Raw genomic sequence first — 14,803 nt, forward strand, 5'->3', positions numbered from 1 at the left:
TTATATTCTTCAATATATTGTCGACAATTCACTAATCTACATATTGACGCAAAGGCGATTCAAGGTTATATTGTCGACAATCCCCATAAGAAAACTTTATCAATATCATAAGGCATTCTATTTGGACTTCCTAAAATAGTATTGCTAGCCATTTGTGCAACACACTAAAATCGAAAGGAAAAGCTATGAGTCTTTCTTCACCTGGAAAACAATTCCGCGAGTTAGTGGCAACCGAAAAGCCATTGCAATGTGTGGGTGCAATCAATGCCTACCACGCACGTCTTGCACAAGCCGAAGGCTTCAAATCCCTCTATATCTCAGGTGGCGGTGTGGCTGCTGGTTCTTGTGGTATCCCTGATTTAGGTATCACCACATTAGAAGACGTATTAATCGATTTACGCCGTATCACTGACGTAACAAACTTACCTGTATTAGTCGACATCGATGTGGGCTGGGGTGGTGCGTTCAATATTGCGCGTGCAATTCGTGCGATGGACAGAACAGGCGCGGCTGCGGTACATATTGAAGACCAAGTAATGCAAAAACGTTGTGGTCATCGCCCTAACAAAGCCATTGTGTCTCAAGGTGAAATGGTTGATCGTATCAAAGCAGCAGTTGACGCGAAATTAGACCCTGACTTTGTGATTATGGCGCGTACGGATGCCTTAGCGGTTGAAGGTTTACAATCTGCCATCGACCGTGCTTGTGCTTGTGTTGAAGCGGGTGCAGATATGATTTTCCCTGAAGCGATAACCGATTTAGACATGTATAAAAAATTCGTCGAGGCTGTAAAAGTACCTGTATTAGCGAATATTACTGAATTCGGTTCAACGCCATTATTCACCACTGAACAATTAGCATCGGCTGACGTGAGCATTGCTTTATATCCATTATCGGCTTTCCGTGCAGCGAATGCAGCGGCGTTAAATGTCTACAAAAAATTGGTTGCTGAAGGTACACAACAAAATGTTGTCGACACTATGCAAACCCGCGCCGAATTATACGACTATCTTGATTATCATAGTTTTGAACAAAAATTAGATTCTTTATTTTCTTCTGAAGGAGCGTAATTCATGAGTGAGCAAGTTTTGCCAAAAGCGAAGAAATCAGTTGCTTTATCAGGTACAGCAGCGGGTAATACAGCGATTTGTACTGTAGGTAAAAAAGGTAACGATTTACACTACCGTGGTTATGACATTTTAGATTTTGCTGAAACCGCAGAATTTGAAGAAATTGCCCACTTATTAGTACATGGCTTTTTACCAAATCGTTCAGAATTAGAGACGTATAAAAAACGTTTGAAAAACTTCCGTGCGTTACCTCATGCGGTTAAAGTGGCATTGGAAGCATTACCACCAACAGCCCACCCTATGGACGTGATGCGTACCGCCTGTTCAATTATGGGTAGTTGTATGCCAGAAAGTGAAGACCATCCAATTGCAGAAGCACGTGATATTATTGATCGTTTAATGGCGAGCTTGGGTTCTGCATTATTGTATTGGTATCATTTCACCATTAATGGCAAACGTATTGAAGTTGAAACCGATGATGAATCATTAGGCGGTCACTTCTTGCATTTATTACATGGCGAAAAACCAAAAGAATCTTGGGTTCGCGCGATGCACACGTCTTTGGTTTTATATGCAGAGCATGAATTTAATGCGTCTACGTTCACAGGTCGTGTGATTGCAGGCACAAACTCTGATATGTATTCCGCGATTACAGGTGCGATTGGTGCATTACGCGGGCCTAAACACGGTGGCGCAAATGAAGTCGCATTCCGTATCCAAAGCCGTTATAAATCGCCTGAAGAAGCTGAAGCAGATATTCGCGCACGTATCGAACGTAAAGAAATCGTCATTGGTTTCGGTCATCCTGTTTACACCGTCAGCGATCCACGGAATGAAGTGATTAAACGTGTTGCGAGACAGTTATCTGAAGAAGCATGTAATACCAAAATGTATCATGTTGCGGAACGTTTAGAATCTGTGATGTGGGATATTAAGAAAATGTTCCCTAATTTAGATTGGTTCTCTGCGGTTTCTTACAATCAAATGGGTGTACCGACTGATATGTTTACGCCGTTATTCGTGATTGCGCGTGTCACAGGTTGGGGTGCACATGTGATTGAACAACGTGAAGATGGCAAAATCATCCGTCCTTCTGCGAATTATACTGGCCCTGAAGGGTTAAGATATAAAAGCCTTGACGAGCGTTAATTGATATATGACGCAGAGCGTCAAAGCTGAGTTACCACGCTGAGCGTAGTAACTAGAGGATAATTTTTACTCTCCACTCGTTCCAACGGAGACCGTTGGAATGCAGCCCAGACGCTCCGCGCCATTATTAAATATCTTACTGATTAAAAAACATTTTTTGATACAGACACACTTCTTTATGTCAGTGACAACTTCACATTACGGCTAACCCCTCCAGCCTTTTGGAAATGAACTATGATTCCTTCGGTTAACTTCACTGCTCAACCTGTCACTATTACAGATAAAACCTTTATTCAACTAAGAAAAGACATTGTTGAAGGCATTATTTTGTCAGGTTCAAAATTAAGTGAAACTGAATTGTCGACAAAATACGCGGTCAGTCGTGCCGTGATTCGTGAAGCCATTAACCGTTTAGAATCCTGTCACCTCGTCGAGCGTAAAGCCAACATCGGCGCACGGGTTGTCACCTTAACCCTTGAAGGCTTAGCCGAACTGTATCAAGTCCGTGAATCATTAGAAGGCATGGCGGCGCGTCTTGCGGCAATGAACATGAGTGATGCCGAAATCGCGGATTTACACGAACTGCTCAACACCCATTTAGAAACAGTGCAAACAGGTGAAACCTATTATCAAGAAGCGGGTGATTTAGACTTTCACTATCGGGTGATTTTAGGCAGCAAAAACAATCAATTGGTGTCAATGCTGCTTGACAGTATTTACCATTTGATTCGTATGTATCGTGTCCAACTTGGCATGGCAGGCCCGCGCGTTAGCACTGCATTTGATGAGCATAAACACATTGTGCAAGCCATCTCCAACCGTGATGCAGAACTCGCCGAAATCCTAATGCGCCGTCATATTCTGTATACAAAAAATACCCTAGAACAAAAATTAATCAGTGATGCCAATCCGAACTAATTCTGACAGATTGTAGGATGTATAAACGAAGTGTCATATACCAAAAACTCTAAATCAACAGATTTTTAATATTTCAGACAGATTGTAGGGTGTATATAGCAAAGCGTCATATACCAAAAACTCTAAATCAACAGATTTTTAATATTTCAGACAGATTGTAGGGTGTATAAGCAAAGCGTCATACACCAAAAGCTCGATACATCAAAGGTGCATGGTGTTTCATTTATGCACCCTACTTAAGTTAAAGAGATTAACAAATGAATACCGAATACCGTAAACAACTCCCAGATACACAACTTGATTATTTTGATACCCGTGAAGCCGTTGAAGCGATTCAAGCAGGCGCGTATGCAAAACTTCCTTATACCTCTCGCGTATTAGCAGAACAATTAGTACGCCGTTGCGACCCTGCGGTGTTAACTGATTCGCTTAAACAATTAATTGAAAATAAACGTGATTTAGATTTTCCTTGGTATCCTGCACGTGTGGTCTGCCATGACATTTTAGGACAAACAGCATTAGTTGATTTAGCAGGCTTACGTGATGCGATTGCAGACCAAGGCGGCGACCCAGCTAAAGTAAACCCCGTTGTCCCAACCCAATTAATCGTTGACCATTCATTAGCCGTTGAAGCAGCGGGCTTTGACCCAGACGCATTTGAAAAAAATCGTGCAATTGAAGACCGTCGTAACGAAGATCGTTTTCACTTCATCGAATGGACAAAAACCGCATTTGAAAACGTCGACGTGATTCCAGCGGGCAACGGCATCATGCACCAAATCAACTTGGAAAAAATGTCTCCTGTGATTCAGGCGCGTGAAGGTGTTGCATTCCCTGATACCTGTGTTGGTACAGATAGCCATACCCCGCACGTTGATGCTTTAGGCGTGATTGCAATTGGTGTTGGTGGTTTAGAAGCTGAAACCGTGATGTTAGGTCGTCCATCTATGATGCGTCTTCCAGACATTATCGGGGTGGAATTAGTCGGCAAACGTCAACCCGGTATCACAGCGACTGACGTTGTGTTAGCGATTACAGAATTTTTACGTAAAGAGCGTGTTGTGTCTGCTTATTTAGAATTCTTTGGCGAAGGCGCGAAAAACTTAACCATTGGTGATCGTGCAACGATTTCTAATATGACACCAGAATTCGGCGCATCAGCGGGCATGTTCTACATCGATGAGCAAACCATTGATTATTTAAAATTAACAGGTCGTGACGCGGAACAAGTGGCATTAGTTGAAAATTATGCGAAAACCACAGGTTTATGGGCGAATGACTTAGAAAATGCGGAATATGAACGTGTATTAAAATTTGACTTATCAACAGTTGTACGCAACATGGCGGGTCCTTCTAATCCTCATCGTCGCTTACCAACGAGTGATTTAGCCTCACGCGGTATTGCGGTTGATTTGGATAAAGCCCAAGCGGAAGAAGCCGAAGGCAAAATGCCAGATGGCGCGGTCATCATCGCTGCGATTACCTCTTGTACCAATACGTCAAATCCTCGTAATGTGGTTGCGGCGGCTTTAATTGCGAAAAAAGCCAACGAATTGGGCTTAATCCGTAAACCTTGGGTCAAATCATCATTTGCACCGGGTTCTAAAGTCGCGGAATTGTATTTAAAAGAAGCAGGCTTATTATCTGAATTAGAAAAATTAGGCTTTGGCATCGTGGCGTTTGCATGTACAACTTGTAACGGTATGAGTGGTGCGCTTGATCCTAAAATCCAACAAGAAATTATTGACCGCGATTTATATACAACAGCGGTGTTGTCTGGTAATCGTAACTTTGACGGTCGTATCCATCCTTATGCAAAACAAGCATTTTTGGCTTCTCCTCCATTGGTGGTGGCGTATGCGATTGCGGGTACAATCCGTTTTGATATTGAGCAAGATGTGTTAGGCAAAGATGCCAATGGCAAAGAGATTTATTTAAAAGACATTTGGCCTTCTGATGAAGAAATCGACACGATTGTTGCTGCCAGTGTCAAGCCTGAGCAGTTCCAACAAGTCTATAATCCTATGTTTGATTTGGGTGTGATTGAAGAAGCGGAAAGCCCCTTATACGATTGGAGACCACAAAGCACTTACATTCGTCGTCCGCCTTATTGGGAAGGTGCGTTGGCAGGTGAACGGACTATGAAAGGGATGCGTCCTTTAGCGGTTTTAGGCGATAACATCACCACCGATCATTTGTCTCCTTCTAATGCGATTATGTTGGAAAGTGCGGCGGGGGCTTATCTGCATAAAATGGGTTTACCTGAAGAAGATTTTAATTCTTATGCAACCCACCGTGGCGATCACTTAACCGCGCAACGTGCGACATTTGCCAATCCTAAATTATTAAATGAAATGTGTCGTGATGAAAAAGGCGACATTAAACAAGGTTCACTTGCTCGCATCGAGCCTGAAGGTCAAGAAACCCGTATGTGGGAAGCGATTGAGACTTATATGGAACGTAAACAGCCATTGATTATTGTGGCAGGTGCGGATTATGGTCAAGGTTCTTCACGCGATTGGGCGGCGAAAGGTGTGCGTTTAGCAGGTGTTGAGGCGATTATGGCAGAAGGCTTTGAGCGTATTCACCGTACAAACTTGGTGGGCATGGGTGTATTGCCTTTAGAGTTTAAAGCAGGTGAAACCCGTGAAACTTACGGCATCGATGGTACAGAAACGTTTGATGTCATTGGTGATTTAACCCCACGCGCTGAGTTGACTGTGATTATCAATCGTAAAAATGGTGAAACGGTTGAAGTGCCTGTTATGTGTCGTTTAGATACGGCTGAAGAAGTGTCTGTGTATGAAGCGGGTGGTGTATTACAACGCTTTGCACAAGATTTCTTGGCGGGTAATCAGTAGTTTTTTTGTGACGCGGAGCGTCTGGGCTGCATTCCAACGGAGACCGTTGGAACGAGAGAGCGAGAGATATAAGAACAACCCTCTAGTTACTACGCTCAGCGTGGTAACTCAGCTTTGACGCTCCGCGTCATGATTAACTTATATATTTGGATAACACAATGAAAAAGCTATTATTTATTTTAGATTGTTTAATGTTTTTTGTTGTGCCAATTCCAGCAATTCTTTTATATTTATTGCTGTTTGATCTAAATGAATGTGATTTTCATAGAGTTGTTTATTTTATACCATTTTTCTGCTTATTAGCTATTGTCTCTTTATTTGCATCACTAAGTGATAACCATAGCTTTTACATAAAAGCAAAACTTATATATGTTATGGGTATTGCTTTAGCTACTTTAGGTATATCTGATATAGTGTTTCACTACACAATGGTAACACAAAGCGCATTTACAGAGTTTTCCGAAATTCTCTTCTTTTCAGGAATATGTATAGTTCAAGTCGCCCGAGCAACCGAAGACTTTAAAAAGAAAAATGATAAAAGAAGTCGTGATAGGTTAATTTGCTAATTATAAATAAATTTTTATTGCTGCAGCAGCAGACCACGCGAGTATTGGGTAATATCAATGAGAAAACGACTATTCTTTTTAAAAAATCTACTAATTTTTGCAACACCAATGTTAATAGTTTTGCCAAATATATTTTTGTTTGAACTAGAGTGTGATTTTGATAGAGCTATTTATCTTGTTCCTCTCTTTTATTTATTGGTCTTTTCCTCTTTATTTGTTTCATTAGACGATAATGATGATTATTATATAAGAATAAAATTGATACAAGGTTCAACTGTTATTTTAATTTTTTTAGGGGTGTTTGCTATATTTTTTCACAATTTCAGCTTATTCATAAGTGTTTTTATTTCAAGTGGATTAGTAATTTATATAACTAAAAAAATTAAAGATTTTAAAGAGAAAAATGATAAAAGAAACCATAATAGATTAATTTACTAAATATTTACATTTAACCCTTCCAAATTTATTTCTTGAAAAGGAAACCACAAACATGCCTCACGTATCTCAAATTAAAATCCCAGCCACTTATATGCGTGGTGGCACAAGCAAAGGCGTATTTTTCAATTTAACCGACTTACCTGAATCAGCACAAGTCGCAGGTGAAGCACGTGACAACTTATTACTACGCGTTATCGGTAGCCCTGACCCTTACGGCAAACACACTGACGGCATGGGCGGCGCGACCTCCAGTACCAGCAAAACCGTCATTCTCGCCAAAAGCACTCAAGCCAACCACGACGTTGATTACTTATTCGGACAAGTCGCGATTGATAAAGCCTTTGTTGATTGGAGTGGCAATTGTGGCAATTTAACCGCTGCGGTGGGTTCATTCGCAATTTCCAGTGGTTTAGTCGATGCAGATCGTATTCCTGAAAATGGAGTCTTGATTGTGCGTATTTGGCAAGTCAACATCAAAAAAACCATTATTGCCCACGTCCCTATCACTAACGGCGAAGTACAAGAAACAGGTGATTTTGAACTAGACGGCGTAACCTTCCCAGCCGCTGAAGTGGAAGTGGAATTTTTAGACCCTTCTGATGGCGACGGTGCAATGTTCCCAACGGGTAATTTAGTGGATGATTTAGAAGTCCCGGGCATCGGCACATTCAAAGCTACCATGATTAGCGCGGGCATCCCCACTGTATTCTTAAATGCCGATGAAATTGGCTATACAGGCACAGAATTACAAGAAGCCATCAACGGCGACCCTGCGGCATTAGAACGTTTTGAAACCATTCGCGCTTACGGTGCATTACGCATGGGTTTAATCAGTGATGTAGCAGAAGCCGCCAATCGTCAACATACACCGAAAGTGGCTTTTGTCGCGCCTCCTGCTGATTATACCGCGTCCAGTGGCAAACAAATCAAAACTGATGATATTGATATTAATGTTCGTGCTTTATCAATGGGTAAATTACACCATGCAATGATGGGAACAGCCGCCGTGGCGATTGGTACAGCGGCGGCAATTCCCGGTACTTTAGTCAATCTTGCAGCGGGTGGAGAAGAACGTAATGCGGTACGATTCGGACATCCATCAGGTACATTACGCGTGGGTGCGGAAGCCAGTCAAAAAGGTGGCGAATGGGCAGTTGATAAAGCGATTATGAGCCGTAGTGCGCGGGTATTAATGGAAGGTACAGTGCGTATTCCAGGTGATAGCTTCTAATATTTGATATTACTTATATAACAAGTAGCTTCAGCTTTTGACTGTCTGAAGCTCCTGAAAAAGACTAAGTTTTATAGTCAATTCTATCTTAGATGTGAGGGCTGGAAGTCCTGAAATATTTTAAATATCAAATAGTTTTGAAATTTAAGGCTGCCAGTCTTATATCCTTTTAAAATAAAATGACTATAGATCGCTATGGATTACATTCTGGCAAATTATTTTCACAAGCCAATTGATTTGCAACTTCACGCAAAAGTGTCACCACTTCTGAAATTTTATCTGGATAAGCACAGTAATTAATAGCACCTACTATGTTAGCAGGAATCCAGTCTAAATCTTTCTGACCACTATACCAACTTGCTTGACAGGCGTGACGTATTTGGAAAAGACCTTCTATCGCATTTTGATAACTGAGAGGTGCAAATTGGGTTGTGTCAAATGGTGTTCCGTCAGATTGACTATAATTGCTTGCATCAAAGTAGCGCACAGGATTTTTCCAAAGGTTTCCATCGACATCTCTAAATCTATCGATTGGAATATAGTTACATGTATCTGACTCGATATCAGTATCTAATTCGGTTAGAGTTGACCATACACAGCCAGCATCGTTACAGGTTTGTGTGGATATTGGTGGTGTATCGCAAACTACGCAAGGAAGGGTGGTAAATGTTTTATCATTACCATATTCAATAGTTGTATCATACAAAGCCGCAGAATAAAATGTTCGAGATAGATAAGCAGCTCTATAGTGATAAAGCGTACCACATTGCAAATTACCTATTTCAATATTAGGACTCGCTTCCTTGCCATAAGAACTAGATAAACCATACTGAAAATAGACACTATCACTTGATGAAGGCTGAACTTCTACGGTTAGAATAGCAGAGCTTTGAGCAATCTCGATTGCATTTGCGGTGGTTGTCAAAAGTCCAGGTTCTGGTTTACCCTCCAGCACGTTCATATTAATATTACTGTTTTCAACATCCACATTTCGAGTTATTTTATCCAATTTTTCATGAGAAAATTCAAGCGTATAATGACCTGAAGCCAAAGCTAAATCATAATAACCACTGCTATCTGTTGTTGTTTGCTCTCCTGTCTCAACAACAGTAATTTGCACATCCTTCAAGCTTTCGCCATCATTGAAAACATAGCCTGTGATGTAAGGCACTGGATTAATAATATCAATTTTGACGTTGTTGTCGGCAAGACTTATTGTTTGGGTGATTTGAAATTTGGGATGGGAAAATTCAAGGTTATATTCACCTGCATTCAAAGGTAAAGCATATCCTCCTGCACTGGCAGTCAATGTCTGCTCACCTGTTTCAACCACAGTGATTTGCACATCAGCAATCCCTTCTCCAACAGAATAAAAGCCATCTTTATCTCTGTCACTATAAATAACTCCCAAAATAAAACCACGAGACTCATTTGAAGAACTTGCAAAAATAGCCGTTAAATTTGACTGTACACCTATTCCTCCTCCTATTAAATTAGAACTGAATCTAATGCCCATTTCTTTGAAATTACTTGATAAGATATTCGCTCTATCATTAGGATTTTTAAATAAATTTTTATACGGTTCTGAAGCACTTGGTGCTTGATTGAAAGGAGGACGTACTGAAAAAGAAAAGCTATAAGTTGCAGTGCTTTCTTGAATCGATTGATATTCATAGCCTGCATTTTCTACGCGCTGAATATAAGTTAAACCACTATTATCACCCGCTGCTTGAGACAATTGTGAATTAAATGCTAAAGCTGGCAGTGAAGCTTCATTTATCGCATCCGCTATATCGAGTCGCTCTGCTTCTGTGGTTGGATTTGCCCGTGCTCGATTAAGCAGTTCTAAAAAAAACTGTTCAGAATTTGTCGGATCACCATACGAATAAGCAAAAACCGATAGTGAATTAATAGATAGAAATAATAAGAGATAAAAACGTGTGAGAAGATTATACATACCATTGTTACCTTGTTATGGCTGATGTGGAGTTGAAATAGTGTTGATAAAACAAACAATTGAAAAGGAAGTATTTAATTTAAAACCCTGTTTGACTTATATTTAACTACTTGAAAATTCATTCCACATCAAGCGTTATTCATAAAGCGTTGAATCATCGCTGCTTTTTCATATAATGTTATCGTAGTTCTAAAAATTTTGATAGCCATTATGAGCCGTAGCGCAGGTGTCTTAATGGAAGGTTCAGTATGAATTTCGAGAGATGGTTTCTAAGTTTGACCTAGTATTGAATCTATAGTGAATTTCTTGTTATGCATTGGACTGGCAGTCCTTTAATATTTTAAATATCAAACACTTTCAAATTTGAGAACTGCCAGTCCTGTATCACTTTAAAATAAAACAACTATATTATGAAAAGGCAAATCACAGGGGCTGCTTTTTTTATGTCTGCCCATTGTGAAATGATAACCGCTTTATAAAAACCAGAAAAATTCAAAAATACAGACTTGCTTCAAATCCATTTAATTGTCAATATAGTCATAATGAGTTTTTGAAAGTATTGGTAAGGATAGCTTTATCCCGTATTTTAGAACGAGAATAAAAGGTAAATACATACGCTTATGTTGATTCAACGCTTAACTATTATTGGTGTCGGACTGATTGGAGGATCACTTGCTCTTGCTCTCAAACGTAAACAAGCCTGCGGTGAAATTATAGGTTGTGGACGCAGTATCGAAAACTTAAAAAAAGCGATTGAATTAAACATTATTGACCAATACACCACAGATTTAGCAGAGTCCGTGCAAAATGCCGATGTCGTTATGCTTGCCGTACCTTTAAGTATGATGGCGCAAGTGTTTGAAACAATTCAACCTCATCTGTCTGAAAATACCATTATTACCGATGGTGGCAGTGCCAAAGCGTGTGTAATATCAGATGCACAGCAATATTTAGGTGATAAATATCCGAACTTTGTTGCTGGCCATCCCATCGCAGGTACAGAAAAAAGTGGCGCAACAGCAGCTTTTGCCGAACTTTATGATAATCGCCGCGTGATTTTAACCCCTACTGCGGATACAAACCCCCAAGCCCATGAAAAAATAAAACAAATGTGGCAGTTAGCAGGTGCAAATGTGGTTGATATGGATATTCAAAACCATGACCAAGTATTAGCTGCAACCAGCCATGTCCCCCATGTATTGGCCTATAGCCTTGTTGATACTTTAGCGTCTATGAATGAGCGCGTTGCTATTTTTGAAAATGCGGCGGGTGGTTTTCGTGATTTTACTCGTATTGCTTCAAGTAACCCCAAAATGTGGCATGACATCTGTCTTGCAAACCAAGCTGCAGTGCTTGATGTGTTAGCCCAATTCAACGCCGATTTGCAAATACTGACCGATGCGATTGAACGGCAAGATAGTGAAACCATTATGCAAGTTTTTACACGGGCTAAAACCGAACGTGATAATTTTTGTGGCTAGTTGCAGCATATTCAAAAATGAATCTTGATTAAGGTCAATTCACCTCATGAGCCTCATTTAACCCATTGAGTATAAATCATTTAAAATCGCACCTATTGTTAACAAAGGAATCAGTATGTCGTTAGATGCAAAATGGATTGCAAAAATTGAAGCACTCGCCACATCAAATCCAGGACAGATGTCACAAAATGAATATACTCATATTGCTGAACAAATTGCTAATAATGTGCCGTGTAATATTCTGGTCTTTGGCTTGGGAAATGATAGCCCTCTTTGGCAAGAGATAAATGCAGGTGGGACAACCATTTTTATAGAACATGATAAAAAATGGCTTAATACGGTTCAAGAACAAAATCCAGACATTAATGCGTATCTGGTTAAATATAAAACCCGCTTAAAAAATTGGGCGACAGATTTGGCGGCTGTAAGCATCAATCCAAATTCATTGGAATTATTTCTACCTGCTGAAGTCTGTTCAACAGATTGGCGATATATTATTGTGGATGCACCGCCGGGATACTCAGATAAAATGCCGGGGCGACTTCAAAGTATTCAAGCGGCTTCCAAACTCGCGTATAAAAATTCGCATGGCCAACCCTGTGATATTTTTGTACATGATTGTGATCGCGTGTCTGAAAGTATTTTTAGTGAATATTTTTTAAGTCATATTAATTTACAAACGAAAATAGATAAAACCAGACATTATCAACTGCTTGGGCATGATACTCCTTTGATGAAAAAAGCCATTTATACTGCAATTATTGATGGTTACGATGATATTGCACCACCTCGCTATATCAATGAAGACTATGACTACTTTCTATTTACCAATATGGATCATGTGAAAAGTGATTTTTGGAATGTGATTAAAGTTGGAGGCAGTGGCGTTAAATTAGCGCGTCACATCAAAATCAGACCTGATTTATATTTGAATGGCTATGATTTCAGCGTATGGCTGGACGGCAATGTGATCCAAGCTTGCAATATCAACGATCTCACCAATTTAGCCCAATACGACATGGTGACAATGAAGCACCCTGATAGAAACTGTCTTTATCAGGAAGTCTTAGCATGTGAACAAAGAGGCTTGGATACACGAGAAACAATGTATAAACAAGTGAGTCGATATCAAGCTGATGGCTATCCTGCCGATAATGGGCTAATTGCATCAACGTTTATATTTCGTTACCACAATGAGAAAATAATAAAACTCATGAAAATGTGGGATAGCGAAGTACAAGCATTTTCACATCGAGACCAACTTAGTTTTAATTACTGTCTTGAAAAAAATCCCATTAGCTTGGCTTTATTGCCTTGGTCAACACTGCAAACGCATTTTCACTACACAAAGCATAAAAAAGATCAAAAAAAATAAACTATCAACATCCCTTAAGATTGCATTGAGCCAATGAATATATCATGTCAAATCAAACACCAGCATTTACATTACCTCAGTTATTAATTCCAAAAGATCAACAGCTTAGTGTAAGAGGAGTTCAGGTTTTTGTTGCCTGTGATCCCAGTTATTTTTATGAGCACGCGATTCCCCTAGCCTATTCTCTAAATACCCATTCTCCCCACCATGCGCTACACCTGCATATTTTTGGTCATAGGCAAGCTGTAGTGGATCAAATTCGAATGCTGCAACAATGTTTGCAACGCACTCGAATTACATGGAGTTATGAACAGATTGATTTTCCAACTAGAGATGAAAAAGCGGTTTATTGCTCTTGTGTGCGATTTATTCGCTTGACTCAATTGATTTCTATTTTCAAAAGACCGATGTTGTCTTTAGATGCTGACAGCTTAATTATGTGTCCTTTGGATCGTTTAGCTACAGATGTAGGCCTGAATGAATTGGCGTTAAGAATACGTTTAAATGCTAAAAAAATTGAACATAAGCTCTTAACGGGCACAGTCTATTTACAACCCACTCCAAAAATTTTATCTTTTTTTAACCATGTTTCCAACAATATTTTTAAAGCACTGGAAATGGGTACAGCCGAATGGTATTTAGATCAAATTAGTTTTTATGAAGCGGCTAAAAATACCCCTAATCTCAAAATTCAAGATATTGCACTAAAATATGCCGATTGGGATTTTTCTGATAACTCTTGCATTTGGGCTGGAAAAGGGATTAAAAAAGAACAAGATCAATTATATAAACACAGATACAGCCAGTTTAAAAATCAGAGTTTATTAGATGAATGGCGTGGCATCTCAAAATCACAAATTCCTAATTTTGCCATTATCGGGGCGATGAAAGCAGGCACAACCAGTTTGTATCAATATCTTTCAGAACATCCAGAGATTTATTTTTCCAGCAAGGAGAAAGAACCGGGGCATTTTTTACCTTATGCGGCCTATAAGAAGCGAATTAAAACGAATATGGGGGTAAAGATACATTCCCGTCAACAGGCTATGGAATTATTAATGCCTGATTATCAGGGACAAAAAAGGGTGGGCGATGCTTCGGTATATTACACTCAATTACCCTCAAAAGGACAAGGTTCACACGCGATTATCCATACGGTTCAACCTAATATGAAGTTTATTTATATATTAAGACATCCTATTGAACGGATTATCTCGCATTATTTTTATCATCTGGATGATGCTGCCAAAATAGCTCAATTTAATAGTCATCACCCTCAAGCAAAAATAGGGGAGATTGATTTCAGTGAATATATAGAAAAAAGACAAGAAAACTTTATTCCTACCAGTTTATATGCTTTACAGCTTTCAAGCTTTTTACCTAAATTTTCAAAATCACAATTTTTAATTCTGACCACAGAAGAACTTAAGCAACAACCCCATGAAACCCTAAAAAAGACCTTTGAATTCCTAGATGTTGATAGTCACTTTGTTTGTCAATCTTGCAATGTGCAACATAATTCATCTCATTCAAAGCAGTCTGCGCCTAAGCCTAAATTTAAGCCTGAGTTATATCGGAAAATATTGCAGTTTGTTTTAGAAGATGTGGCTAAGTTGGAAGCCATGTTTGACCGAAAATTTGATTGGGATTTTTCTGAACAAAAGTATGTAGAGTAGTGGAATAAGGGCTGGCAATCTGGATATTTAACGATGTCTGTTAATATATTTTCGGGACTGCCAACCCTTGGTCTTAGGTGT

At 39.6% G+C, this 14,803-nt stretch carries 11 protein-coding genes; 10 read left to right on the forward strand and 1 reads right to left on the reverse strand.

Features of this window, described 5'->3' with window-relative positions:
• The first annotated feature begins 185 nt into the window (after positions 1-185).
• The 7 genes from prpB to prpF all read left to right on the forward strand — a co-directional run bounded on the left by prpB (position 186) and on the right by prpF (position 8,233).
• Entirely contained in the window at positions 186-1,070 is an 885-nt protein-coding gene (gene prpB, locus ABXH34_RS00250; RefSeq protein WP_353569841.1) for a methylisocitrate lyase, read from the forward strand.
• Between the two features lie 3 nt (positions 1,071-1,073).
• Positions 1,074-2,219: a bifunctional 2-methylcitrate synthase/citrate synthase gene (gene prpC, locus ABXH34_RS00255; protein ID WP_353569842.1), complete on the forward strand. Its 1,146-nt coding sequence runs from the start codon at positions 1,074-1,076 to the stop codon at positions 2,217-2,219.
• 234 nt (positions 2,220-2,453) lie between these two features.
• Entirely contained in the window at positions 2,454-3,137 is a 684-nt protein-coding gene (locus ABXH34_RS00260) for a GntR family transcriptional regulator (protein WP_353569843.1), read from the forward strand.
• Positions 3,138-3,394: 257 nt separating this feature from the next.
• Positions 3,395-5,998, forward strand: a complete 2,604-nt coding sequence (gene acnD / locus ABXH34_RS00265) for a Fe/S-dependent 2-methylisocitrate dehydratase AcnD (protein ID WP_353569844.1) — start codon at positions 3,395-3,397, stop codon at positions 5,996-5,998.
• A gap of 158 nt (positions 5,999-6,156) precedes the next feature.
• The gene (locus ABXH34_RS00270; protein WP_353569845.1) at positions 6,157-6,564 is read left to right on the forward strand and encodes a hypothetical protein; all 408 of its coding nucleotides are present in this window, start codon (positions 6,157-6,159) and stop codon (positions 6,562-6,564) included.
• Between the two features lie 57 nt (positions 6,565-6,621).
• Complete coding sequence (locus ABXH34_RS00275; protein WP_353569846.1) at positions 6,622-7,002, forward strand: hypothetical protein; 381 nt, start codon at positions 6,622-6,624, stop codon at positions 7,000-7,002.
• 52 nt (positions 7,003-7,054) lie between these two features.
• The gene (prpF, locus tag ABXH34_RS00280; protein ID WP_353569847.1) at positions 7,055-8,233 is read left to right on the forward strand and encodes a 2-methylaconitate cis-trans isomerase PrpF; all 1,179 of its coding nucleotides are present in this window, start codon (positions 7,055-7,057) and stop codon (positions 8,231-8,233) included.
• 193 nt (positions 8,234-8,426) lie between these two features.
• On the opposite strand, the gene ABXH34_RS00285 is transcribed toward prpF, so the two are convergent.
• Entirely contained in the window at positions 8,427-10,190 is a 1,764-nt protein-coding gene (locus tag ABXH34_RS00285) for a carboxypeptidase regulatory-like domain-containing protein (protein WP_353569848.1), read from the reverse strand.
• A gap of 620 nt (positions 10,191-10,810) precedes the next feature.
• Between ABXH34_RS00285 and ABXH34_RS00290 the strand changes: the two genes are divergently transcribed.
• From ABXH34_RS00290 to ABXH34_RS00300, 3 genes are all read left to right on the forward strand, one after another.
• The gene (locus tag ABXH34_RS00290; RefSeq protein ID WP_353569849.1) at positions 10,811-11,671 is read left to right on the forward strand and encodes a prephenate dehydrogenase; all 861 of its coding nucleotides are present in this window, start codon (positions 10,811-10,813) and stop codon (positions 11,669-11,671) included.
• 115 nt (positions 11,672-11,786) lie between these two features.
• Positions 11,787-13,046, forward strand: a complete 1,260-nt coding sequence (locus ABXH34_RS00295; RefSeq protein WP_353569850.1) for a glycosyltransferase domain-containing protein — start codon at positions 11,787-11,789, stop codon at positions 13,044-13,046.
• 44 nt (positions 13,047-13,090) lie between these two features.
• The gene (locus tag ABXH34_RS00300) at positions 13,091-14,722 is read left to right on the forward strand and encodes a sulfotransferase domain-containing protein (protein ID WP_353569851.1); all 1,632 of its coding nucleotides are present in this window, start codon (positions 13,091-13,093) and stop codon (positions 14,720-14,722) included.
• Positions 14,723-14,803 lie beyond the last annotated feature (81 nt).

The organism is Candidatus Albibeggiatoa sp. nov. BB20 (assembly GCA_016744725.1).
Lineage (GTDB): Bacteria > Pseudomonadota > Gammaproteobacteria > Beggiatoales > Beggiatoaceae > Albibeggiatoa.

Coding starts and splice junctions, on each gene's coding strand:
- prpB (WP_353569841.1), top strand. CDS start 186: ATGAGTCTTTCTTCACCTGGAAAACAATTCCGCGAGTTAGTGGCAACC.
- prpC (WP_353569842.1), top strand. CDS start 1,074: ATGAGTGAGCAAGTTTTGCCAAAAGCGAAGAAATCAGTTGCTTTATCA.
- ABXH34_RS00260 (WP_353569843.1), top strand. CDS start 2,454: ATGATTCCTTCGGTTAACTTCACTGCTCAACCTGTCACTATTACAGAT.
- acnD (WP_353569844.1), top strand. CDS start 3,395: ATGAATACCGAATACCGTAAACAACTCCCAGATACACAACTTGATTAT.
- ABXH34_RS00270 (WP_353569845.1), top strand. CDS start 6,157: ATGAAAAAGCTATTATTTATTTTAGATTGTTTAATGTTTTTTGTTGTG.
- ABXH34_RS00275 (WP_353569846.1), top strand. CDS start 6,622: ATGAGAAAACGACTATTCTTTTTAAAAAATCTACTAATTTTTGCAACA.
- prpF (WP_353569847.1), top strand. CDS start 7,055: ATGCCTCACGTATCTCAAATTAAAATCCCAGCCACTTATATGCGTGGT.
- ABXH34_RS00285 (WP_353569848.1), bottom strand. CDS start 10,190: ATGTATAATCTTCTCACACGTTTTTATCTCTTATTATTTCTATCTATT.
- ABXH34_RS00290 (WP_353569849.1), top strand. CDS start 10,811: ATGTTGATTCAACGCTTAACTATTATTGGTGTCGGACTGATTGGAGGA.
- ABXH34_RS00295 (WP_353569850.1), top strand. CDS start 11,787: ATGTCGTTAGATGCAAAATGGATTGCAAAAATTGAAGCACTCGCCACA.
- ABXH34_RS00300 (WP_353569851.1), top strand. CDS start 13,091: ATGTCAAATCAAACACCAGCATTTACATTACCTCAGTTATTAATTCCA.